The organism is Flavitalea antarctica (assembly GCF_054461535.1).
In genome coordinates, this window is the sequence record NZ_JBTLQG010000003.1 from 321,582 (window position 1) to 347,271 (window position 25,690).

Below are 25,690 nucleotides of genomic sequence, written 5' to 3' on the forward strand. Positions count from 1 at the left end.
ACATCCTGACGAACTAAACATAATAAAATTTAACAAAGGTAAATTCGTCAATACATAGAGCAAGCTTATGCTCTCCGAGGTGATTGTTAGTACCGTAAGCTTTGTCCTGAAACAAAAGAAAGTGCTCCTGATGAGGCATATTAAAAAATGTACGGCATGTATTAGCCGAACAAACAAGCTAGGTTTCAAGTCCCGTAACTGTGAAAATGAAAAAATTGACCTATAACATTCCTGCCCTGAATTCCTGCCCTGAATTTTTAAACAACGATTGCCTAACCATTGACATATGAGCATGAGTGAGGAAGTTTTACAGAATCTGAAAGATGAAGTTGAGCGAATATTCGGGAGAAAGATATTAACGGCTTCTGATTGTCAGGATCTAAGTAATGACATATACAATCAAACAAAAGAAAAAGTAAGTCTTAATACACTACGGCGCCTTTTTCATCTGATAGCCACCAAATATCAACCTTCTTCCTTCACACTGAACCTACTCTGCAAATACTGCGGATTTTCTTCATTGGATGATCTTATCAATCATAAAGAACAACTCAGTAAAAAACAGGAAAATGCCGATCCCGATTTGCTAAACTTTTTGATTTTACTGTTCAGGGATTTCAACATAAGAAGCTTAGACGACACTACTTACATAAATCTTATTCATGAAATAGTCAACAACCTGGAGAAATGGCCCCATGTTATTGACGATTTTCAAAGCCAGATTGCTAAAACCGCTAACGGACAGTTTTTTTATTATGAGCAGTCCGTAAACATTGATAATCTAAATGGCTATTACGGAGAGGGGTTGCGGTATTATCTGCACGAACGAAAAGATCCACAGGCACAGATATTTGGGCACTCGCTGCTCTGCTTTCGTGCATGGTTATCTATGCGGAAAGATGAAGTTCACAAACATTGCCAGGAATTAATCCAATATAATATTAACGAGACCATTCCACCCGCAGTTTGTGGAAGATATTTTGCGTCTCATCTATACCAGGCTGAAATCTATGATTATGATTTAGAGCCAATCATGTCGGCTGCCAGGGATTATTATTTAGATCCGAAATATGCAAAAGAAATAAGGCAGGGATTTCCCTATTTCGAGTTTGTTCTAGCACAAACACTCATTCTCACACAGCAATACGAGGAGGCATTATTTTACATCATCGAAGCGATTAAAAAAAGAAATAATTATGTTCCGCCTTACGTCGATATGAAGTTATTTGAGTCGATTTACCTTTTTCATGCTATCGCGTTAAAAAATACAGGCAGAGCCGAAAAGGCAAAAGAAATTTTTGAGATGATAAGTGTATCTAACTTTTACTTTTTGTCAAAAAAATTAAACATGCTTCTATTCTTATTACAAAAACAATCGTTCCATAAAAATGAATTTCTTAAGGGGCAGATAGATCATTTGATCAAGCAAACAGGATTTATAAAATTAGTTGCTGCTTATCCGGAAATATCTGTTAAGTCAGTTCAGGAAGGATAACGGGACTTGTGGGCAAAAATGGGCAATGGACTTTCCGAACGTGTATCTAATTTGGACATAACAATAATTTAACTCAAACATAACCCTTGTTTAACAAACCCATTTTACTACCAATATCCCTTTTTGGTTGAAACCCTAATTTAAATTATACATCATTCTATTTTGGTTCAGTGACAGTTCGGCAGATCAGCTGCGGACACAACTGATATTTTGCTGCACAAAGTAATTGTGTTGCATGGTACAATCGTGTGCAGGGATCAGGTCCGCTACGGCGTTACTGTTAACCCTGGTGCTCTCAGAGCAAAAGTGCAACTGTTGCATCATGCAATCGGAATGCGCAAGACTATATTAATGCCCATTCGTGGCAGAATAATCTTTTACCCTTTGCACACTTAGTAAAGACAACACAGCGTCTTATCATTTTACATCCGTGTTATCATTTTACATCTTTTAGTCAAGCTAATCGCAAAGATATGAATACAAGGTCCCTCATCTGTCTGCTGATCATTTTCTCCTCGGTTTTACCTTCCTGTTTTAATACAAAAGACGTTACAAGTTTTCATACAATAGCTGATACAACTATTCAGTACGCCGTTGAAAGCCTCGAGCCGGTAATTCAGAAAAATGATATTCTAAGTATAACTGTAAGCAGTCTGAATACTGACGCTACCCAGCCATTTAATTTATATACTATCTCTGCATCCCAGGGCAATGTTAATGCGGGAACTGTAACCCAGGCTTCCGGGTTCCTGGTAAACCAGGAAGGTTATATACAATTCCCAATGATCGGTACGATAAAAGCCGCGGGCATGACGAAAAAGGCATTAACAGACACTATCACAGCAAGTCTGATCCGCAAGAACCTTTTATATGAACCGATCGTAAACATCCGCTATTTGAATTATAAGATCACTGTACTCGGTGAAGTCGGACGTCCTGCAGTTATAAATGTTCCCGGTGAAAAAATCACTCTCCTTGAGGCATTGGGGGTAGCCGGTGATATTACATCGTTTGCAAACCGAACCAATATTTTGATCATTCGTGACAATGAAACTGGTGTGCGCACGACAAAACGAATTGACCTGACGTCTGATGACCTTTTCACTTCTCCTTACTATTTTCTGAAGTCAAATGATATCGTATATGTGGCCCCTAACAGGGCTAAAGCGGCCGGAACCAGCACTTCTAAGCAATGGTGGCCGGTTGTATTGAGCGCAATGTCTTTTGTGGCGATTGTTTTAGGGATAACGGCGAACAATTAGGGGATAATTATAGTGATAACGGCGAACAATTAATTATCTGTAAGTTCTACAAGTTGTTTTTATGGAGGATAACAAATACATATCGGTTAAAAGTGCAAAAAAACACGGCAACCCAGTCAAAGTAGTCTTAAACCAATATTTGCCTTATTGGCCACTGTTCCTGTTACTGCTTGTTTGTTGCCTGGGAGCAGGTTATCTGTATTTGTATATGACAAGGCCAGTCTACGAAGTAACAGCCAGCATTTTAATTAAGGATGAGAAAAAAGGCGCAGACGCGGAGCGAATATCAGATGCTATTAACGGATATGGATTGACCAAGATAGTGGAAAATGAGGTCGAGGTTGTAAGGTCCAAGGATCTTTTAAGAAAGGTTGTCGACAGCCTTCGGCTATATGCGCCTCTTTTTGAAGATGCTGCGTTTATCAAAAAATCAGCTTATAAATCTTCACCGGTTGTTGTGCAGTTGTTGGAAACTGAGACGATAAAGCAAACTCCCCGGGTCGATTTCTGTTATGACCCGAAGATACGGGAAGTGACTATTGCTGAGAATAACTATGCTTTGGATAAATGGATTCCTTCGCCATTTGGGACGATTCGCTTTACGGAGAATCCAAACTTTGTTGGCGAAGCAAAACATCCGCTGTTTTTCTCACTTGTGCCAATGAGTAACATACTCAACAATGTGTCCTCGAAATTAAATGTGTCTCCTGCCGGTAAAATGTCTTCGGTACTTTACCTCTCATACCGGGATGTTGTGCCTGATAGAGGTAAGGACATACTAAACTTGTTAATAGATATTTATAACCGGGAAGCCATCAATGACAAAAATCAGATTGCCGCAAATACCCTCGCATTTGTTGAAAATCGAATGAAGCACGTGGTCCGGGAACTTGATTCCGTTGAAGATCAATTACAGCGATTCAGAACGGAAAAAGCCGTTGTCAATTTGAGTGAGCAGGGCAAGCTTTATCTGCAAAGTGTCGGAGAAAACGATACAAAGTTGATGGATATCGATATGCAGCTTTCTATGCTTGATGAAGCAGAGCAATATGTAAAGTCAAAAGATAACCAAATCGGCATTGTTCCGGCAATTACGGGCCTCAAAGACGTATTGCTTTCACAGTTGCTGCAAAAGTTATTTGATTCGCAGGTGCAGTATGAGCGTTTACGGAAGACCGTTCCCGCCGGGCATCCCACTATGATCTCCCTGGAAAACGAAATTCAGAATCTGCGTCCTCATATTTTGGAGAATATCCAGAATCAACGAAAGAGTGTAATGGCTGGAAGAAGGCAACTGAGCAAAAGTGCTGGTGTGTATGCATCTATGCTGCGCGGTATACCTAAAAATGAAAGAGGCCTTCTGGATATAAGCCGTCAGCAAAGCATCAAGAACAATGTATATTCTTTTCTTCTGCAAAAACGCGAGGAGGTGGCTTTAACGTATGCAGCTTCAATTGCAGATAGCAGAACTATCGAACGTGCCTATGCTTCGCCGGGACCTGTGAGTCCTAACAAAAAATTCGTGTTTGGTGTTGCCACTGCTGTTGCTTTGCTGATTGGAATTGGAATTGTGAACATAAAAGAAATACTTACAGACAAGATTTTGTTCCGGGCTGACATAGAGGCCATCACTGATATACCCGTTGTCGCTGAAATTGCCCGGGTAAGTGGCAAAAAACCGCATTTCGTTAGTGCGACCAACCGCTCAGTACTCAATGAACAAATTTGTCAGTTACGGGTTGCGCTGACCATAAGTAACCGGCAGTCGTCGGCCAAAAAGATATTGATCACTTCGGGCATTGCTTCCGAAGGAAAAACGTTCGTTAGCAATAACCTGGCCCTGAGTATCGCGTTTTCTGGCTCGAAGGTGGCTATTGTTGATATGGATTTGCGCAGTCCGAAAGTGTCAACGCTTTATGGATTGGAAACCAGCATTGGAATAGCCAATATATTACAAAATGAAGACGTTGATTTTGATGAAATAGTGTACCATACAAAACATCCAAAGTTGTTTGTTATACCCGCCGGGGTTGGCGAAGTTAATCCGACAGAACTGTTTCTGAATGGCAACGTTGACCAGTTGTTTGACAAACTAACTGAATCGTTTGACTTTATCATTCTTGATGCATCTCCTATAGATCCGCTTGCCGATGCCTATCTGCTAACGGAACATTGCGATATGACATTATTCATAGTGCGGCATAACCATACTCCAAAGGCAATGGTGGAATTAGTGCAGGAAAGCAGGAAAGTAAACGCTTTAAAAAACATTGCAATAGTTTTCAATGACATAAAACCAAGGGGTTTTATGCGAAAAGGATATGGTGCAGGGAACGGTTATGGAGCGAAAGGAATTTATGCTAACAAGCTTTATACAGGAAGAGGCATCTCAGCCAGGGATTGATCCAGGTTTCTTTACATCTCAGTTTTAGTTTTTTGCTATTCTTTCAATGCTCGTTACAGGTTGTGACTGAGATAGGCGAAGCCATTTTCTGTATCAAAGGAAACTAAAAAACTTTTCATATGGCCGAAACTAAGAAATGGTTCGCGGTGTATACCAAGCCACGATGGGAAAAAAAGGTGTCTGATTTGTTGGTTAAGGAACAAATCGTCACATATTGTCCGCTTAACCGGGTTGTCAGGCAATGGAGCGACCGCAAAAAATGGATCATTGAGCCACTATTTGCCTGCTACGTTTTTGTGTATATAAGTCCCGATGAAGTAGGTAAAGTAAAAGGCATTAATGGAATTATCAATTTTGTCTGTTGGCTGGGCAAACCGGCAGTGATTAAAGACGAGGAAATTAATATCATCAAAAGATTCCTGAACGAATACGACAATGTTAATCTTGAGAAAGCCGAAGTAAATGTAAATGATGTTGTTCGGATCACTAGTGGTCCATTAATGGAGGCAGAAGGAAGCATTTTATCTGTTGGAAGGAAGAGGGTCAAGGTTTACCTGCCTACACTCGGTTATGCAATGGTGGCTGAAATAGAAAAAGGCAACGTTAAGATAGTAAAAAGATCAAAGCGCTCGGACACAGCCGGCTCAGCTATTAAAACAGAATAGGAAATAATCACTTTGTTCCCAAATATATTGATTCAATTGTTATAGTCACTGCTCTCAGGCAAGTATGAAAATATTAGTATCAGGAAGTGCGGGATTCATTGGGTTTCATTTGACCATTGCTTTGCTTAAAAATGGATGTGAAGTAATTGGAATCGACAATATTAATGAATACTATGATGTGAAACTAAAGTATCGCCGGTTAAAAGAATGTGGCATCGAAAAAAAAGAAATTATCTGGTTTAAGGAAACCCGCAGCCATATATTCAGCAACTATCTTTTTGTAAGGCTGAACCTTGAGGATAAGCCCGAATTGATCGAACTTTGTGAGCGCCACCGGCCTGATGTTTTCGTAAACCTCGCGGCTCAGGCCGGTGTAAGACATTCAATAACCCATCCGGACTCGTACGCCCAATCCAATCTTGTCGGTTTTTTGAATGTTCTTGAATCCTGTCGGAAAATTAAGGCAAAGCACCTTATCTATGCCAGTTCCTCCAGTGTATACGGGTTGAATGCAGAGGTGCCGTTTTCAGTCAAACATGCAACAAATCATCCTGCCTCCTTATATGCGGCCACCAAAAAGGCGAATGAACTAATGGCACATGCTTATAGCTATTTGTACAATTTGCCAACAACAGGCTTGCGTTTTTTTACGGTTTATGGTCCATGGGGCAGACCTGATATGGCATCCTTTCTTTTTGCTGATGCCATTTATTCTAACAAGCCGATACAGGTCTTCAATAACGGCAAAATGAAAAGAGACTTCACTTATATAGACGATATAGTTGGGGCCATCACCAGGATAGTCAATACCCCGGCCCAACCAAATTCAAGCTGGAATGCAAATGAACCTGACCCTTCGACATCCACCGCGCCTTACCGACTATATAATATTGGTAATAACCGTCCTGTTGAATTGCTTGAATTTATTAATAAGCTCGAAAAGGCAATACATAAGAAGGCTATTCTGGAGATGAAATCTATGCAGGCCGGCGATGTGATGACCACCTGGGCTAATGTGGATGACCTGGCCGAAAACTTTGGCTATTCACCCGATACGGATTTGGACATTGGTTTGGAAAAATTTATTAAATGGTATCGGGAATATTATAGCACGACTTACAATTTACAGGCAGAAATCCAAAGCTAGCAGGTGTCTATCTCGACCGCTTTGTCTCCAACCGTTTTTAGCCTAAGAAACCGGATAACTTACCGCAATATCATCAAATGAACAACATAATCATTGAGCCCCTTTCAGCAAATTTAGATGCGTCGAAACAACGTCATGCGCGGCTTGCGTTGATCGAAGAAGTGTTACAGGATTTTCATGACCTGGATATCAGGTATTGTCATTGGAAAAGTAATGAGCACCTTGCTGCATCGATGTCAGGCGACACTGACCTTGACATTCTGTTCGACGAAAAGGATAAGGCCGCGTTCAAAATCATCATGAGCAAACATGGCTTTAAAAGGTTTACTCCGGCTAAGGAAAAGCAGTACAGGGATATTGACGATTATATCGGACTTGACTTTTCTTCCGGAAAACTCATTCACTTGCACACTCACTTTAAGCTCACCCTCGGTGAATCTTATCTGAAAGGTTATCAATTGAACCTTGAACAGAAGATCCTGGACAGCCGTGTCTTTGATGTTGAGTTTGGTATCTATCGAAGCGCACCGGCCTTCGAACTTATACTTTTGTTTTTTCGCTATGCCCTGAAGCTGCGAACCAGGGATATCCTGAAAAGCTATTTCAAAAAGGATATCAGGTACGGCAAAAATGTATTGGCCGAGTATGAGTGGCTGAAGACCAGATGCACAAATAATGATATTGAGTTAATCCTCAAATCAGTTTTTTCAGATTATTTCCCAATATATAATTTGGTAACACAGGAGTTTACCCACAAAATATTATTACAGCTTTCAGCTCTATTGCACAAACAGTTAAGAGATCAGCGTCTCTACTCTTCTTTAGAGGCAATGCTTAGAAGATGGTATAGGGAAATTGCCATTAAGGTGTACCGCAAGTGGGCAAAATATTCCGGTAGGCCAACTATCCTGCAGCGCATCCGTCCGGAGGGAGGTCTTGTCGTGGCGATTATTGGGGCGGACGGGTCGGGTAAGTCTACAGTTATAGCAAACCTGCAGGCAACATTCAGGAAAAAAATTGATGTATATGGTTTATACATGGGTCGTGGAAAATCAGGCGAAAGATCATGGCAGCGAAGATTTTTAAAGGGTTTGAAAACAAGCTATACACAGTACCAGCAACCGCGGAAGTCAAAAACGAAAGAAGATATTCCATCTACTCACAAGCAGAGTTTCAGGTACAACCTATTTAAATGTTTTGAGGCGCTGGCAGTTGCCCGGGAGAGGCGGAGAAATCTCACAGCGATCAGGCTTGCAAAGGCCAAAGGTATGCTGGTCATTTGTGACCGGTTTCCACAAAACCAAACTATGGGCTACAATGATGGCCCAGCTTTAAGCTATCTGCTTCAATCAAAAAATATATTGTTGAGGTTCATGGCAAGATATGAGGCTAAGACCTACCAGTTAGCTGAAGATAATCCGCCTGACCTCGTTTTCAAGCTAATTGCCAACGCTGATGTAATTGCCAAAAGAAAGCCCAGCAATGCTTCACTAAAGATGCTTGAATTAAAGATTGAAGGGATAAAAAATTTACAGTACGCTGGCCAATGCCAGGCCATTGCCATCGATGCCCACCAGCCTTTAAATAATGTGCTTGTATCAGTGAAGCGTCATCTTTGGTCTTCGTGGGAATAATCGGTTATTAGTCCATTAGAATAGGATTTCTTTTACGAGTCAGGAATTAGTTTTATATGATTGATTTAGTTGTAGAGAAGACCAGGGAGGTTCAGGCCGAACCGCCTCCCCGGCAAAAAGAAAATCTCAGGCAGAGAGCCTATCTCAACGGGCTAACCAGTGTCATAGATTTTGCTGCGGTTCAGTTAACAGGGTTGTTGGTAAGCCCTGTTATCGTAAAGGGGCTTGGCAGTTCTTTTTATGGCGCATGGAAAATTATCGGTCAATTGACCGGCTATGCAACCCTGGCTGATTCAAGGGCGACCCAGGTGCTCAAATGGACAGTCGCCAGGAAAAAAGATATCGCCAGCGAAGAGGAGTTGAGGAGTGATGTAACGAGTGCGCTTTTTGTAACTGCCTTCATATTGCCGATAATACTGATAGCCGGATCAGTTTTATCCTGGTATGCGCCATACATAACGGGGGTTGAAACGATCCATTATAGCCTCATCCGCATTACTTGTTCGCTATTACTTTTCTCACTGATTATCTCCAAAGTATTTGACCTGTTCGAGGCGGTATTACGTGGAATGAACCTCGGTTTTAAGCGAATGGGGCTTCGTTCGGGAATTATTGTCGTAGGCGGCGCGCTCAAAGTATTTGTAATTACACAAAGCCATGGCTTAATTGGCCTTGCCCTAGTTCAGATCTTTATCAGTCTTGTGACCGGGTTAAGTTATTACTTCATTGTCAGAAAGAGTGTTTCCTGGTTTGGGTTCGGAAAAACAAATTTTCAAAAGGTCCTGTCATTTTGCAGACTAAGTGGTTGGAACATGGCCAATACTGCAACTGATACGATACTTACCAGTAGCGATAAAGTTTTGCTTGGATTTATAGCAGGCCCCGTTCTGGTCTCTTCGTATGCCTTAAGCACCTTTTTGCCTTTAGCGATACAGGGTTTGTTATTTCGAATAGTAATAGGAGCTATTCCGGGGATCGGTAAGTTATTTGGACTGAGTGAATACGCAAAAATTTATAGGGTCTGGGATACTCTGACAGGTTTAATCTTTCTCTTAATAACATCAACTGGAGTTTCAATTTTACTTTTCAACCATTCATTTTTAAAAGCATGGGTAGGTGATGGCTTTTTTGCAGGTAACTTTGTTAACTTGTTGCTTATTATTATGATACTGCAGGACACGCTGATAAAAAATGATGGATACATTATCAACGCGACTTTAGACCTCCGGAAAAAAGTTTATCTATCCTTGTTTTCCTCTCTGCTTTTTATTGGCCTCGGTATAGCGCTTGTGAGCAGGTGGGGCATCGCGGGCCTTTGTGTTAGTCTGATTTGTGGGAAATTTTTACTTTTTATCGGACAAAGAAACTTTTTGCGGAATAAAATCCAACACAGGGTTGAAATGTCATTTTTTCAGCGGGCCCGCCCCCTGATCACAGCAGCTTTGATGCTGACATCAGCGTTGTATGTAGCAACTTCGTTCGAACCGGTAAGCCTGCTTGAGATGGCGCCCCTTGGTCTGTTGGCCTTTGTTGTTTCGTTTATAGTCTTCTACCTGGTTGGCCTGAGAAAAACGCAGAAACAGGAATTGGTGAAGATTGTTTCTTCACTGAAATTCTTCAAATCAAATTGACAATACCAGATTTGTATTTTATGAAAGTTTTATTGGTTGGCCCAAGGTTTCATACTAATCAATACCAGATGGTGAAAACCTTACAGGAACAAAACCATGACGTCTCGTTCCATGTGGCCAGCCTTGGATATACAGAAGATTACAGCTTACTGACGCCGTCGAATTACAGGCAAAGCAGGCTATCTGTTCTCATTGAAAGGATATATGGAAAGGGAGGCGTTAACCGTCCAAATTATTTTCCCGGGCTCCTTCAATATTGGAAAACGTTGCGTTGTCTCAGGCCAGATATTGTTATCATCCGCGACCCTTTCAAGTACTTTTCGCTTATCGCTGCTTTTTATTCTGCTCTTTTGAAGGCTAAAATAATTTTTTATACCCAGGAAAATCTTTTTAGACCTCGTGGTATAAAGACGAAAGTAGCCCAACAGATGATGATTTCGTTTTTCAAAGCCGCATGGATGGTGCCTATCAAAAGCGATAAAAACGGGAATGGTAGCCAGATCAGACATATGTATCACATTCCTTTACCGATTCCGGTTAAATCATTTTCCCGCGATCATAGCGACTTTGATGAGATAAAAATTCTGATGATCGGAAAGTATAACCAGGAAAGAAAAAACCATCTGCTGCTGTTAAACGCAATTAATACATTGAAGGAGAGATACAAATTGAAACTCACGATGGTTGGTGAATGTTCGAGGGACCAACAGGTATTCAGATTCGAAAAAATAAAGGAGTCCGTCTACAGGTTAGGGTTATCAGATATTGTTGATATGAAAACAGATGTTCCGTTTAGTCAGATAGGAGAGTTATACAAAAGCCATCATCTGTTTGTTTTGCCGGCAGTCGACGAGCAATATGGAATTTCAGTTACAGAAGCTCTGGGTTACGGGCTGCCAGTTATCTGCACAGACACATGCGGTGCTCGCTTCAATATAAAAGACGGAGTAAATGGATTAATAGTCAAATCTAATTCTTTGTCTGCTCTCACAACGGCGCTTGAATCGCTTATCAGTGATAAGGGCAAACTTGAACAGATGGGCAGAAATTCAGAAAATTATGTCCGGGCGCAGTTGTCGGGAGATGTTTTTTACCGGCGTTTTTCGTATCTGCTTCAGCAACGATTTCAGGTTACTTGTAGTAACTGACATTATCTGTTCATTAGCCTGCCCTGATGGTCCTAATACAACATCCATCGATCTCTAAACAAATAATATGGAGGCTTATTACTTTTCAAAAGCAGTATTCAAGGTCCTTAAGACCGTCAAAAGTCCTGAATCCAAATGGGATATTATGCGACGATTTCCCAAGCTGTTATTTTATCCACATATGGAGAAGAGAGAATATTTCCTTTTCAGAAAACTTTGCAAAAATAAAAAAGTCTTTTTAGAATATGGGTCCGGGGGATCTACGATATTTCTCCTCAAACATAAAAAAACTGTGTTTTCCGTGGAATCAAATCCCTATTTTTTCCGGTATATGTGTTCAATAAGTTTTGTGAAAGAAGCTTTAAACGTTAATCTGCTCTACAAATTTATTGACCTGGGTCCTACGAATCAATGGGGAAAGCCGCTATCTGCGGACCATAGTGATAACTGGCCTTATTATTACGAAGAAATCTGGCAGGAAATAGATCCGGCCTTGCATAAAATAGATGTAATTTTCATTGATGGCCGTTTCCGTGTATGTTGCTGCTTATACTCCATACTGAAAGCAATAGAGTTCAATTGGACCGATATTATTTTCGTAATTCATGATTTTTGGCGTCGCACCAGATATCATGTAGTTCTTGATTTTCTTGAGGAGATAGAATCAGCCGAAAGCCTGGTTGCTTTCCGGATTAAAAGGAATATCGATGTCACCAACCTCGGAGTATTATTAAGCGAATATTCTCTTGAAACAGTCTGATAAAACTATTCATTGATCATGCAGGAAATGCCATATTCCTAAACCAGATGGACCGTTTTTTTTTAATTATAGAGGTTTTAAGTTACTTATTTGCAGGATATCTTCTTTCGAAAAAGAAAGACCTGGGCATTGTCTATCTGCCGGTTTTAGTCTTTTCTAATAACGTAATTGAGCCGGTATTCTCAGCATCTATTTATTATGGCACAGTCTCTTTCTTAATTTTGTACGCAATTTTCCGGAATGGAACATTTTATAAGAACAATATCTTTGCCCTGGTTTTGTTTTGCTACTTTTTACTGTTGTTAACCAGGGTGAGTGATCTGGTTGCAATCCGCCCACATGTCTTTTCTGTTTTCTGGCTATTTATCTCGATTCCCTTGATCGCTGCAGTATACAAAAAGTATCCGGCCCATGTCATTTTTACTGAGCTATCTAATTCTGCATTATTGATATTGCTATTGTTCATTGCCAATGTGCTGATGTCAACTATAAACCACTATTCACCTGCAAATATGTATGGAATATCCAGGGGAGTATTATATGGAAATGTTTATGCCGCAGGTTTCAACATACTGTCTGTCGCGGTTTTTATTGTGGCTCTGAAATTGATGATGAGCCGGAAGCTGCTGTATCTGCTGGTTGTTCTGGTTGTTTACACTTTCATTCTGCTTAGTTTGAGGCGGTCGGTAATGATGGTAACTACTATAGGCATTGCAGTAGCCATGTTAACTCTATTGTTTAAAAAAGAAGCTAAACAGTTCATTTTAATAGGAGCCCTGGTTGCTATCGCCGGAATATTAATTTATTCGAATACAGGTTTCAAGGATGAATTCAAGGAACGGTATGAGTTGCGGCAGCTGGATGACAGGGAGCTAGAGAATGAACCGAGGTTCGCCGAATACGACCTTATTTATACCGACATGTTCGTCTATAATGCATACAGTCCACTAATTGGCTTTGAGCTTTTCAATAGCGCAGGAAATTATGGCAGAGGCGTTTTTGAATTGAGATCACTCCACGGAGATTTGCCGAGTATAGCTCATTCAAGTGGCATTCTTGGGGTTATATTGTATTGCCTGATGATCATTACAGTCTTCAAAATGTCGATACGCTCGGCTTCCGCACTCATAGATAAATCAATCATATTTTTCGCTGCCGTGGCATTCCTGGTATTTGATATCACCGGACGCTTCACAGAGACGGGTGCAATGTCGCTTATCTTCCTTGTATTAATGCTACCATTAGCGCGTGATGAGAGAGCAGGACAAACCCAAGTCCCGGCGCCCGGCATAGATCACAATGAATCACAATTCTCGTTACACAGTTAAGTAATTTATGTCTGTTGAAATAATAGAGATTATCGGGCCCCCTGGTATTGGCAAAACGACGTTGTATAATGCTTTGTGTAAAAATTGGCGCAGCTCGATGAAATGGACTCACCAGAACGCGATTTTACATCCTGCCCCTTCGTTATCTGATTTAAGTAAGTGGATCCGTTACCAGGCTAAAAAGCTTTTCAATATGGATCTTTCCAAAAGCGTCCCTCTTGAGTTTGGATTACGCTTTGCACAATGTAACCCCCGACTGGTCAATTTTTGCTGGAGACAATTGTCGGATGAAAATGTGTTTCCGGATGAAATGGGAGGGCTTCGGTTTCGCTCCGGCTATCTTCTTTATCAGGATTTTTGCCGGTACCAGGCGATTACAGAACTGCGGCCAAGGGTTCCCTGTCTTCTTAACGAGGGTCTGTTACAGAAGTCTTTTTTGGTACAAGCTGACATCAAACTTTTACCGGATGTGATCGATACCTACTTGTCTCTTGTTCCCTTGCCCAGGGCCATTGTTTCTATTAATACTGACGATATCGGATTAATTGTCGATCGATTGATCAAACGCCCAAAAGTTATCGCTTCGCATATTGGAAAAAATAATAATGATTTGCATAAAGATATTATCAAATGGCAGTTTCAACTTAGCCTGATCTGCGCAGCACTAATTAGCCATCACGTTCCGGTATACACTATTGATGGTGCCAGATCTATTAAAGAGAATGTTTCAATTATAACAGAACGATTGGAGGAAGAAAAGAATTTTGAAATTTCAAATCATTACCCCCATGGCAAAATTCCTGTTCTACGATGATATGATCATTAACATCCTCGCTAAAGATGAAAGGCCGTCTGGTGGCGCTGCTGTCCAGGCTTATGGATGGATAAGAGGACTTTTAGATGCAGGAGAAGAGATTAACGTACTCACTAATGTCTCAAAGAACCGGATAGTAAAAGAAGACTGCCTGGATATTGTACTACTGCCCTTATATAATCAACAAAAGGGTTTGCGTTGGGTCCGGTGGCTATATTACCGCTTGCCGTATTTATACCAAACCGTTAAAAGGAGCCAGCCTGATTATCTTTATTCAGGTATTCCCTGTTGGCAGTCATTTTTTCTGGCCCTGATTTGTCGCCGGTTGAACGTTAAATATATCCTGCGAATTTCTAATGATTGCCTGTTGGATAAGCGGGCATACAAGACCCGCTCACGGCTTCATCTGTTTTTTCAGCGATTAGGAATGAAACTGTCGTACTGCATTCTTTGTCAGAACAATTATCAGTTTAATCAGGTGAAAAAACAATTTCCCGGGAAAAGAATATTTCAGATTTCAAATCCTCTGTTTTTAAAACCCAATGGGTTTCTTGACGAACTTCCAGCAAAAAAATACATTGCCTGGCTGGGCATATACCAATACCAAAAAAATATTCCGCTTTTATTTGAAATTGCCTCTTCGATGAAAAATGAAAATTTCCTTATTGCAGGCAGGGAGCACCCAAAATGTGATGCAACAACCCGGGACTACCTTCAAAAATTAGGTCAGCTACCGAATGTAAAATTTGTAGGATTTTTAGAAAGAGACCAGGTATTACCTTTTTTTTCAAAAGCGAAGTACTTACTAAATACTTCTCATTATGAAGGCTTCAGCAATACGTTTTTAGAGGCGATGACCGTTGCAACCCCTATTATCACGAGTGAACGGGTTAACCCGGATAGTATAATTTCCAATCATCAGCTGGGGATTGTCTATAGAGATCTTGCTGATCTGCAGCAAAAACTTTCTTCTATTTCGCCGGAAATTTATACATCGATGGCGAAAAACGTGATGAGTTATATAGAGCAGCATGACTATAAATTACTGTCAAAAAAATTGCTGGGCATGCTTTCTGCAAACTGACCAGATCTTAGTGAATCATAAGACTTAATTTGAACGAATGCCATTTTATATAGAAAAACCCCGTATCCTGATTTTTATCGGAAGCCTCCGTGCTGGTGGCAAAGAAAGGCGCTTAATTGAATTATTGTCTTACCTCAAAGCCAGGAATTCGTTTCGCATTCTTGTTGTAATGACCAAAAATGAAATTCATTATTCAGAATTTTATAACCTGAACATAGAATACAGGATCATAAGAAAAAAATGGCGAAAAAATGCTATTACTGTCTTTATTCAGTTCTATAAAATATGCAAAGAATTCAATCCGGATATCATTCATACATGGGGCAGAATGCAGTCTTTATATGCCGTTCCTGCAGTTATTATGAAAAACACGCCGATGGTAAATGGCCAGATTACCAGTGCTCCCGCGGAAATCAATAACCTGACTCTAAACCGGCTGATTGACCTTATCAATTTCCGTTTTTCACATATTATACTTGCCAATTCCAGGAAGGGATTTGATGCATTCAAGCCACCCTTTAATAAACGAAAACTTATTCTTAACGGCCTTAATCTGTCTCGTTTTGAAAATCTTCCTCCGACTACAGCTATTAAAACGAAGTATAAAATCACCACGCCATATACAGTTATAATGTTAGCGTCATTTTCCCCCGCTAAAGATTATGATTTGTTTTTTAAGCTCGCCCGGATGGTAACCGGGCTCCGGGATGACATAAGTTTTATTGGTGTAGGTGGTTATGATGGAAATGATTCTGAGTATCAAAGGATGTGCAAATTAAGTGAAGATTTTCCACGAATTATCTTTCAAAGTGAAATTCGGGATCCAGAAGCGCTCGTTAATGCATGTACCATAGGAGTCTTATTCTCTACAAACGGGGAAGGTACGTCTAATTCAATCCTGGAATATATGGCACTCGGTAAACCCGTGCTGGCCACTGATGCAGGGGGCAACTCTGAGTTAATCAGGAACGGTAATAACGGATACCTGATTGGCACTGAAACCGTCAGTGAAATCTGCAATCTTATTATCGGATTAATTGACGATCCTGAAAAAGCACGTTTATTCGGAGAAAGAAGCAAAAGAAAAATTCATGAGGAATTTTCAAGCGATGTCATGGGAAAGGCATTTGAAAAGGTTTACATGGATGCTTTAGTAGATGGAACGGTGATTCGAGAAATAAGACAATCCGTTTTAACTCAAAAAACCTGATTTATGTTAAAGGATCGTATATATGTGATTCATTCAGGGTCTACAATAGAAACAATGTATACATTGTTTCCACTGATAGTTTCCCGTTTTAATCATCTTATGGTTTATATCCATGTTGATTCCAGAGAAGTAAACATAATATCTGGCGGTTGTGTCATATTGATCCGGGTTTTTAAGGGTAATAGGAGCCTGGCATCAAACAATCAGAAGAAGAGAGATTATATTGAAAACTTAAGGAAACGATTTGATAGGATAATTATGCTTGACGATGGTGCGGGAAGCGACAGTCTTCACTTTGAATACATGGATCTGGTTGATCTGTATTATAAAGGAAAGCTACTTAGGGACCGTACTAATTATTTAAGGCCAATGTATGGCAGACAGTTATTCACCGATTACTACCATAAGCGGTATGATATTGTTGATGCTAATGAAAAAGTAAGGGAAATACCGGATGATCCGGATCTGTTGAAAAGACTACGGGTATCCTGGAACCTTGGATATGGAATGTTCCCCATGCCTGGCAAAAAGTTGGTAGGACTTGCAAAAACTGCGGCAAAAATTGGCTTTTCAAAATCGCTTAGGCCGTGGTTTCTATATAGCTATAGAAAAATGATAGAGACTTTGAGTAGACCCGTTGAGACTTCCACAAAGCTAAATAAAGTTCAGGCTCGTTTTGGAAACAATGTCCTGCCTGAGACTGTTGCGTTTCAAAGAAGACTGTTCCTGGAGAGTTGTGTTAATAACGAGTTTGTTCTGTCTGGAAAGATAAATTCAAAATTATATAACAGGGAAATCAGAAAAGTTGCTTCAGTTTTAAGTCCTTTTGGCTGGGGAGAAGTTTGTTTCCGGGATTTTGAAACTATTTTGAATGGCGCGTTATTGATTAAACCCGATATGAGTCACCTGGAAACCTGGCCAGATGTATATCTGAACTCGAAAACTTACCTGCCTGTTGACTGGGATGGGATTAATTTAGACGAGATAATTAATTCCGTGTCAAATCACAAAGCGAATTATGCCAGTATCGCCGAGGGTGGCAGATTGGCGTACAAGAACGCTTTGCTTGAACTGGACAATCGCGTATACATGTTTCTCAGAGAAGCTGCAGGAACAAATTCATTAAATGCCACGTACGACAAATTCTTTCTTGAACAACACGTTATCTAGTTAGTTCATATCTGTTTGTGGATAAGATCGAATCTTGCCACAGGTATTCAAGTTGACTAAAAATACAATCATTTTAATTGAATCTTCTAAACGGGTTTTATGAAAGCTAATTTGAACGCTTTGATGGGGCACCTGGGCAACTCCGTAGTTGCGCGGCATATGCTCGGGTACAAAGAAAGAATGGAGCTGAAAATGTTAACAAATGACATTTTTCCGGAAGTCCATTTACGGTATCTATCGCACAATGATCTTGAAGAGATCTTTACTGATCCCGTTAACGAGACGGAGTGGATCAAATCTACTGAATTGATAAAAAAACTGGAGTTGCCCGAAATGCAGGGCGGAGTTAATCCCGGGGATCAAAGAGCTATTTTTTATTTGATCAATGCTATAAGGCCAAATAACGTCCTGGAAATCGGGACACATATAGGTTGTTCAACCGTCCACATCGCTTTGGCACTGATGAAAAATATAAACAGTCATCTTACAACGGTCGACTTAATTGACGTAAATGATCCTGTCATTAAACATTGGCAAGGGTTCAACTGCAAATATGCCCCATGCCAACTTATTGAAATGGTCGGAGCCCTAACTAAGGTTAGTTTCGTCAAAGATAATTCTATTCATTTTCTGAAAAATTGCAGGCAAAAGTTTGACTTTGTTTTTTTGGATGGATCTCATATAGCGAAGACAATATTCAAGGAAATTCCATTGGTCATGGGGGTATTGAATGACAACGGAGTAGTATTGCTTCATGACTATTTTCCGCACAACAAGCCAATCTGGCAAGATAAGCCAACAATCCCAGGGCCATACCTGGCAATTCGTAAAATTGTCAGCAAGCAAAAGGATATTGCAGTACTTCCATTGGGCGAATTGCCATGGAAAACAAAAATAAACTCGCATTCTACGAGTCTGGCGGTGCTCACTAAAAGGCACTAACAACGTAATCCTGAGTACATGTTCGATACTTTCTATGGTAAATAATTTTATTTGTCTTTTATCGCTTCTAACTGCGATCCAAAACAAACTCACTCTAAAACGCTAAATATGTGTGGAATCGTTGGTAGTATCAATTGTCATATGCCTGATGAAGCGGTACAATCAATCAGGCACAGAGGGCCGGATGAATTCGGAGCGAAAGAAGTTCTTATTGACGATAATATCGTCAGATTTTTTCATCACAGGCTTTCTATATTGGATTTAAGTGCCAATGGCAGTCAGCCAATGGAGTCTTTTGACGGGAAAGGTCTGATCATCTTTAATGGTGAAATATATAATCATTCAGAATTGCGCGAAGCAATGCCTGGTATACATTTCAGAGGTCATTCGGATACGGAGACCCTTGTTAATTTGTGCAGACTTGGATGTACTGAGAACTTTCTTTCACAGCTAAACGGGATTTTTGCCTTTGCCTACCTGGATACGCAAAATAAATCGCTTTATCTCGTACGCGATCGCTTTGGAGTTAAGCCCCTATATTATTATTTTCACCAAAACCAGGCAATTTTCTCTTCTGAAATCAGGCCTATAGCAGAAACAATTGGTGCAACATTTTCAGTGAGCTCAATCACTTCTGCACTGGAGCTACGTCATGTTCCAGCTCCCGCAACTTTATTCAAACAGATATTCAAAGTTGAACCTGGACAAGTCATCGAAATAAAATTGGGTGACAATCTCATCGTTTCAAAAAGGTATTTTGCTGACCTCGTTAAAATACAAAGAAGAGGCAATACAACCCGCAAGCAACTCGTGACAGAGTATGGACAAATCCTGGAGAGGGCAGTAGAACGCCAGCTGCTTTCTGATGTAGAAGTTGGGATATTATTAAGTGGTGGGGTTGATTCTTCGCTGATCGCTGCAATAGCGAAATCGAAGGTGAAAAACATCAAGGCTTTTACTGTGGGATTCGATGATAAAGAACTTGATGAAAGGGAGAATGCGCGTATCACAGCCGGCTATCTCGAATTGGACCATTATTGTGCTGAGGTAAAATCCGGCAACCTTCTGAAACAGTTTGCGCAAATCGTAGATATTGTCGAAGAGCCGGTTGATTCAGGATCACTACTGTCAATGTACACGCTTTCAAAATTGGCCTCATCTAAAGTAAAAGTGGTGCTTAGCGGTCAGGGGGCGGATGAACCATTAGGTGGGTACAGGAAATATAAAGCTTTGCCCTTTATTGATGTATTGTCGTCCGCAAACAAAATGCATCCTTTATTCCGCTTTTTTTCAAGAAAAACCGCGAATCAGGACTTGCGGAGAATTCTGTCCGCTTCGGGAACGAGGGACGACCTGCATGCTTATTTCGAGTTTAACAGCCTTTTCGGCAATCACGCTATCACGAAATTGTTAAATACAGAGGATGCACACCAGATTTCATTGAAACACTATGACGCATTGAATCGTTTTCACGACGCATTGCAAGCCAGAAAAAATCTGCCAGTCAGAAGAAGTGATCTATACACATACCTCGACACAAGAACCAAACTCGCGGAAACGTTGCTGAAGTATACTGACAAAATCACTATGCACTTTTCATTGGAATGCCGGGTTCCAATGCTTGACAATGATTTAGTGGAATTTATAGAGTCTTTGCCCAGGGTTCAGAAATTCGATTTCAGAAACAGCAAGATCATACACAAAGCGTTTGCAAGAGAATATTTACCTGCAGAAATGATTTCCCGGAAGAAGCTGGCTTTTCATGCTCCATCAAAAGCATATTTTCAGGATCATGTAGGGGAGGTGAGGGAGTTGTTCCTTGTAAATGAAAACCAGCTTTTCTGGAAAATATTCAATCGAAACAAGATTTTTGAATTGATCAGGGAGCATGGCCAATATGGAAATCGGGAGAAAGAATTGATATTGATCATGAGTATATATTTATTGACAGTAAAAAAAAGCAACCCTGTTTTGGTTTCAGTATAAAATTGAAAAAAAAGTATCAAGGAATCCTGAGATCATAGAATTATAAATGTTAGACTGTTTTGATAATTTACTATGAAAGTACTTTTCGTGTGCAGTGGTAATGATAAGAAGATAGGCATTGCGCCTTTTATTAAGCAACAAGGTGAATCTCTTACAAAAAAGGGCGTCGAGGTGGATTATTTTCCGGTTGTTGGAAAAGGAATATCTGGCTACTTACAGTCGGCCATACGCCTTCGCAACTATTTGCGACAAAACAAATATGATTTGATTCATGCTCATTTTGTTCTTTCAGGGTGGGCTGCTGTACTAGGGAGCAGGGGTATTCCCGTTGTGCTGTCCCTTATGGGTGATGACGCATATGGTACTTATACTGGCGTAAATACTGTGCGAATCAGTAGCAGGTTTTATACTCTTTTGACCTGGTGCATCCAACCCTTTGTAAAAGCTATAATTTCCAAATCGCACAATATTGAAAAATACGTATTCCTGAAAAGCAAATCCTACACAATTCCAAACGGTATAGATACGGTAAAGTTTCAAACCCGGCAAGAACTTAAGAAGTCAGCTTATTTTTCTGACGATAAAAAAATTGTTCTTTTTCTCGGCAACAAAGAAGACGTGCGAAAGAACTATTCTTTAGTTAAAGCGGCAGTTGGTCTCATGAAATGCCCGGACGTGGAATTAGTGAATCCCTATCCGGTAAAACATGCCGATGTCCCGGCTTTGTTAAGTGTTGCGGATGTTCTTGCAGTTCCTTCACTGATGGAGGGTTCTCCTAACATCGTAAAGGAAGCTATGGCATGTAATTGTCCAATAGTTGCTACCGACACCGGGGATGTAAAATGGGTAATAGGTGACACCCCGGGCTGTTATGTGTCTTCTTTCAACATACATGAATTTGCCGCCAAACTTGGTCTGGCTTTGAAATTTGCTGAAACAAAAGGGAGGACCAATGGGGGCCAGCGGCTTATCAGGCTCGGACTTGATGAAGACTGTATTGCAAAAAGGGTTATAGAAGTGTATAACGCAGTATTAAGCCGTGCTACTATGCTTCAGGTCCATGGCTGACGATATGCTGATATAAAAGTCTCATTGGACAGGCACGTTAAGCTACAATTTCAAGCATTTTCTTTTATGGCTTTTCTTCTATCATCGACAGGTTTAAGCTATGGAAAAGATAGCCTCCGGATTGCATACTACCACATAGTAGCCAGTCAAAGCCCGGATTATTATTTCGACAACAAAATCATCTCTCCGGAAGTATTTCGAAAACATCTTTCTTTTTTTGCCAGGCATTTTGAGATAGTCACGTTAAATGAAGCCATGAAAATGGCAGAGCAAGGAGAATCACTTCAACGAAAGCTGGTATTGACTTTTGATGATGGCTTCTCAGAAAACTACAGTGTAATAGCTCCAATTCTAAAGGATGCGGGAATCCCTGCTACTTTCTTTTTGATAGGGAATTGTATTGATAATAAGGATCTGATGTGGAGAAATAAGTTGATCGTAGTGAAACGTAAGAATTCAGCACCCTTGCCTGATCTGATAGCCAACGCAACCCGCATATTTTCTTTGCCTGCTATTTTCTACCATGAGGATATATTGAGATGGAGCCTGAGGACCTGGCCGATGAACAAAAAAGATGAGATAGCTAACTATTTCTGGAATGCTGCTGCACTTGGTCCACTTGAAGAATACCTGGATTTACATAAACCATATCTTACAACAAAAGAGATTAATAGCTTGCTGAATGAAGGATTTGAAATTGGTTCCCATTCATTATCTCACCCGGATTTTTCGAAGCTTTCATATGAAGAGTTCAGACATGAAATTTTGGTGTCCGTGAATTCTCTTCAAGCGAGGTTCAACACGGAAATAAATTCTTTCTCTTATCCATTCGGTCGAAAGTCCAGTGACGTGTTTGAACAAAAATTACTAAACGAAACCCGCGTTCCGGTAAAAACATTTCTCGGAACAAAAAACAGGTTAGAAAATTATCAGAATCCCCTGCGGTGGCAACGTGACAACCTGGAATTTCCTATGAATAAAATGCTTTTTAGGTTTAAAGTGCTGCCAATCCTTAGAAAGTTTTCAGACTTCAAATAATCAATTCCTTATAAAGCCCAAAGTATATGAGAATATTAATTGACATTAATCACCCATCCCATGTTCATTATTTTAGAAATTTTTATAAGCTAATGGTTGCGCACGGGCACGAAGTATATTGTGTTTCACGTAATAAAGAGATAGAACATAAACTTTTGCAATTATATAGCATTCCTTTTATTGACAGGGGAAAAGGTAAGAGTGGGAGATTCGGTAAGTTTTTGTATATGATCTATGCTGACGTCGTTCTTTTTAATATTGCCCGCAAATTGAAGATTGATCTTTTTATAAACTTTCTTCATCCATATCCATCACAGGTTGCAAAGTTATTGAACAAAACATCTTTGGTGTTCAGTGATAGCGAACATGCAAGACTTCATCACAAACTCACCGTTCCTTATGCAACTAAGATATTTACGCCCGACTGTTATAAAATTGATTTGGGGGAAAAACATGTAAGATTCCGGGGATATATGGATTTAGCATATCTGCATCCGAATTATTTCAAACCCGATCCCACAATATTGGAAACAATGGGAATCAAGCATTCGGAAAAATTTGTCATTATGCGTTTTGTGTCCTGGCACGCCACCCACGATTTTGGTCAGTCAGGAATGAATCTTAAAAATAAGAGAAAGGCGGTCATGGAATTATCAAAGTGGGCCAAAGTGTTTATTTCATCGGAATCCCAGTTGCCACAAGATCTTGAAAAATTTAAAATAAATATTCCATTCGACCGAATGCATGATGCTCTTTACTACAGCTCGCTTGTTTTCGGTGAAAGTGGATCAATGTCTTCGGAGGCTGCCATACTTGGCACCCCGGTTGTCCGGATCAGTTACAATCAACTGGGATACCTGGACGATCTTGAAAGTAAGTATGGATTGATTTACAATTTCGGTAATAGTGAAAGAGAACAGGAAATGGCAATCGACAAATGTATCCGGATTCTGACCGACCCTATTGGGAAGAAAGAATATAAACAGAAAAGCCTAAAGCTACTGGATGATTGTATTGATACTACCCAGTATATGGTAGATGAAGTCCTGAAGTATGAATCACATCCTGCTGTCTACGCTAAGGATTTTGTATAAAACTGTAACGCAGCAGTTTCTTCCTGTTTGATTTTCCAGTCTTATTTTTTATTTAATCAAACACATTTTCTTAAACCCCCTCAACTTAAAGTTTATGATCAGTGCAAAGCCGGGAGGCAGTGTCGTCAGCTCCGTAGGATATAAACTGATGGCTAATCCTTTAAAACGGAATAAAAATACCAAGTATGCATTAATTGCCGGCACCGGTAGCATGGCAATGAAAGTACAGATGCAACTGATGGCTCATAAGGTAAATGGTTACGAGATTAAGGGCTTCATTAATTGTGCTAATCATGAAGAATGCCGGGTTGAACGCAGCATGGTGATAGGCACATTGCAGAACTTAAATGACTTTCTCAAAGATAACCCCGTGGATGAGATCGTGATAGCTTTACCGGGTAAGCCGATTCACAAGATCCAAAGTATTTTGTCAGCTGCAGACTATTATGGGATACGGGTTAAGTATATACCGGATTACGATGATCTGTTTGGTACCGATTATCAGCTTACCCGTTTCGGACAGATAGACGCGCTCAGCATTCATAAATCGCCCCTGGACTCGGCATATGGCTCACTGGCAAAGGATTGTTTTGATGAGATCTTCGCTGCAATCATATTGATGTTGGTTACCCCGTTAATCATGGTCCTTATTGTGCTAATCAGAATGGAGTCTCCGGGCGCTCCTTTTTATTGCCCTGTCAGGATTGGAAAAGGAGGACGGCCATTTAAGTTGTATAAGTTGAGAAGTATGAGGCAAAATGACGAGTCATCCGGCGGGCAACTGTCTACCACACAAAATGATCCCAGGGTAACGCGGCTGGGTAAAATTATAAGAAAGTATAGCCTGGATGAGCTTCCCCAGTTTGTGAACGTATTGCAGGGCCATATGAGTGTTGTTGGTCCGCGACCACACCGGAGGTATCTTAACCAGCAACTGCAGGGCTGTGTTACAAGGTATATGATAAGGCACTATGTGAAACCCGGTATTACTGGGTGGGCGCAGGTAAATGGATGGAGAGGACCGACTGATACAGAAGAACAAAAATTACAGCGAACACTTCACGATCTATGGTACATCAAGCATTGGTCATTTTGGCTTGATATGAAAATTGTGCTGCTGACCATTTTTGGTAAGAAGGTGGGACACGGTGCGTTCTAGGTTACAAATTTGGTTATCACCTTAATTCTTTTGTTATGAAGAAGATTTTTATTCCCCTTGTAATTTGTTTAAATGCGTTTTTATCTATCGCACAAAATAATATGGCGCCATCACTAACTCGCTTAGATAATTATTCAAGCTTTCAGATTAGTCACATGATGTCTTACTGGCGTAATATTCTGGAGACTAATCCAGGTCTTGAGACCGATACAACTAATGTTTTCGACAAAGGGTATTTCAACGACATCCCGGAATTTGCCCCTCCTCCGATACCTGCTTTTAGCAATATCACAAATCTTGACCCTATTTCTATTGGTGGTATTGATACGCAACATAAACCCCAGGCTAAAACATGGTGGCACGCCGGGAAATGGTGGTGTGCAGTTCCACCGTCCATGGGTGGAACCTGGATATACAGGTTAGATGGAACCACCTGGACTCCCATATTACGTCTCGCCACATCGGGCAGCCGCACCGATTGCTGGGTTGTGGGCAATCTTGTGCATGTGCTGATGTTTAAAGGTTCAGGGGCTAATGCGATTGCAACCCTGGAGTACGATGCTGCAACCAATACTTATGTAAATTGGGGTGGTAGAGCCGCCCCAACCAATGTGAGCTTTCCGAGTGGTGTGGAATCAGCAACCCTTACCG

21 protein-coding genes are annotated in these 25,690 nt (G+C 40.5%); all 21 read left to right on the top strand.

Annotated features, from left to right (window positions below):
• Positions 1-292 precede the first annotated feature (292 nt).
• A complete protein-coding gene (locus ACX0G7_RS05735) occupies positions 293-1,495 on the top strand; it encodes a hypothetical protein (RefSeq protein ID WP_458922472.1) in 1,203 nt (400 codons plus the stop codon).
• A 473-nt stretch (positions 1,496-1,968) separates the two neighbouring features.
• A complete protein-coding gene (locus ACX0G7_RS05740) occupies positions 1,969-2,757 on the top strand; it encodes a polysaccharide biosynthesis/export family protein (RefSeq protein ID WP_458922473.1) in 789 nt (262 codons plus the stop codon).
• Positions 2,758-2,818: 61 nt separating this feature from the next.
• Positions 2,819-5,161: a GumC family protein gene (locus ACX0G7_RS05745; RefSeq protein ID WP_458922474.1), complete on the top strand. Its 2,343-nt coding sequence runs from the start codon at positions 2,819-2,821 to the stop codon at positions 5,159-5,161.
• A 119-nt stretch (positions 5,162-5,280) separates the two neighbouring features.
• Positions 5,281-5,826 (top strand): UpxY family transcription antiterminator, encoded by a 546-nt coding sequence (locus tag ACX0G7_RS05750; RefSeq protein WP_458922475.1) that lies wholly within the window; start codon positions 5,281-5,283, stop codon positions 5,824-5,826.
• A gap of 64 nt (positions 5,827-5,890) precedes the next feature.
• The gene (locus tag ACX0G7_RS05755) at positions 5,891-6,973 is read left to right on the top strand and encodes an NAD-dependent epimerase/dehydratase family protein (protein ID WP_458922476.1); all 1,083 of its coding nucleotides are present in this window, start codon (positions 5,891-5,893) and stop codon (positions 6,971-6,973) included.
• Between the two features lie 77 nt (positions 6,974-7,050).
• Positions 7,051-8,607 (top strand): nucleoside/nucleotide kinase family protein, encoded by a 1,557-nt coding sequence (locus ACX0G7_RS05760; RefSeq protein ID WP_458922477.1) that lies wholly within the window; start codon positions 7,051-7,053, stop codon positions 8,605-8,607.
• Between the two features lie 56 nt (positions 8,608-8,663).
• Positions 8,664-10,238, top strand: coding sequence for a lipopolysaccharide biosynthesis protein (locus ACX0G7_RS05765; protein WP_458922478.1), 1,575 nt, complete (start codon positions 8,664-8,666; stop codon positions 10,236-10,238).
• Between the two features lie 20 nt (positions 10,239-10,258).
• Complete coding sequence (locus ACX0G7_RS05770; protein WP_458922479.1) at positions 10,259-11,386, top strand: glycosyltransferase family 4 protein; 1,128 nt, start codon at positions 10,259-10,261, stop codon at positions 11,384-11,386.
• A 67-nt stretch (positions 11,387-11,453) separates the two neighbouring features.
• Entirely contained in the window at positions 11,454-12,146 is a 693-nt protein-coding gene (locus tag ACX0G7_RS05775; protein WP_458922480.1) for a hypothetical protein, read from the top strand.
• A 47-nt stretch (positions 12,147-12,193) separates the two neighbouring features.
• On the top strand, positions 12,194-13,474 hold the full coding sequence (locus ACX0G7_RS05780) for a hypothetical protein (protein WP_458922481.1): 1,281 nt from the start codon (positions 12,194-12,196) through the stop codon (positions 13,472-13,474).
• A gap of 7 nt (positions 13,475-13,481) precedes the next feature.
• On the top strand, positions 13,482-14,288 hold the full coding sequence (locus tag ACX0G7_RS05785) for a hypothetical protein (protein ID WP_458922482.1): 807 nt from the start codon (positions 13,482-13,484) through the stop codon (positions 14,286-14,288).
• On the top strand, positions 14,263-15,372 hold the full coding sequence (locus ACX0G7_RS05790; protein ID WP_458922483.1) for a glycosyltransferase family 4 protein: 1,110 nt from the start codon (positions 14,263-14,265) through the stop codon (positions 15,370-15,372). The genes ACX0G7_RS05785 and ACX0G7_RS05790 overlap by 26 nt, the downstream gene beginning before the upstream one ends.
• A 37-nt stretch (positions 15,373-15,409) precedes the next feature.
• Positions 15,410-16,582 (top strand): glycosyltransferase family 4 protein, encoded by a 1,173-nt coding sequence (locus ACX0G7_RS05795; protein WP_458922484.1) that lies wholly within the window; start codon positions 15,410-15,412, stop codon positions 16,580-16,582.
• Positions 16,583-16,585: 3 nt separating this feature from the next.
• Positions 16,586-17,752: a hypothetical protein gene (locus ACX0G7_RS05800; RefSeq protein WP_458922485.1), complete on the top strand. Its 1,167-nt coding sequence runs from the start codon at positions 16,586-16,588 to the stop codon at positions 17,750-17,752.
• 99 nt (positions 17,753-17,851) lie between these two features.
• Positions 17,852-18,694 (top strand): class I SAM-dependent methyltransferase, encoded by an 843-nt coding sequence (locus ACX0G7_RS05805; protein ID WP_458922486.1) that lies wholly within the window; start codon positions 17,852-17,854, stop codon positions 18,692-18,694.
• 108 nt (positions 18,695-18,802) lie between these two features.
• Positions 18,803-20,680, top strand: coding sequence for an asparagine synthase (glutamine-hydrolyzing) (gene asnB, locus ACX0G7_RS05810; protein WP_458922487.1), 1,878 nt, complete (start codon positions 18,803-18,805; stop codon positions 20,678-20,680).
• Positions 20,681-20,752: 72 nt separating this feature from the next.
• Positions 20,753-21,748 carry a glycosyltransferase family 4 protein gene (locus tag ACX0G7_RS05815; RefSeq protein WP_458922488.1) on the top strand — a complete coding sequence of 332 codons (996 nt, stop codon included), beginning with the start codon at positions 20,753-20,755 and terminating at the stop codon, positions 21,746-21,748.
• A 66-nt stretch (positions 21,749-21,814) separates the two neighbouring features.
• The gene (locus ACX0G7_RS05820) at positions 21,815-22,786 is read left to right on the top strand and encodes a polysaccharide deacetylase family protein (RefSeq protein WP_458922489.1); all 972 of its coding nucleotides are present in this window, start codon (positions 21,815-21,817) and stop codon (positions 22,784-22,786) included.
• A gap of 26 nt (positions 22,787-22,812) precedes the next feature.
• A complete protein-coding gene (locus ACX0G7_RS05825) occupies positions 22,813-23,880 on the top strand; it encodes a DUF354 domain-containing protein (RefSeq protein WP_458922490.1) in 1,068 nt (355 codons plus the stop codon).
• A 94-nt stretch (positions 23,881-23,974) separates the two neighbouring features.
• A complete protein-coding gene (locus ACX0G7_RS05830; protein ID WP_458922491.1) occupies positions 23,975-25,039 on the top strand; it encodes an exopolysaccharide biosynthesis polyprenyl glycosylphosphotransferase in 1,065 nt (354 codons plus the stop codon).
• A gap of 155 nt (positions 25,040-25,194) precedes the next feature.
• On the top strand, positions 25,195-25,690 hold a 496-nt coding region (locus ACX0G7_RS05835; protein WP_458922492.1), incomplete at its 3' end, for a hypothetical protein.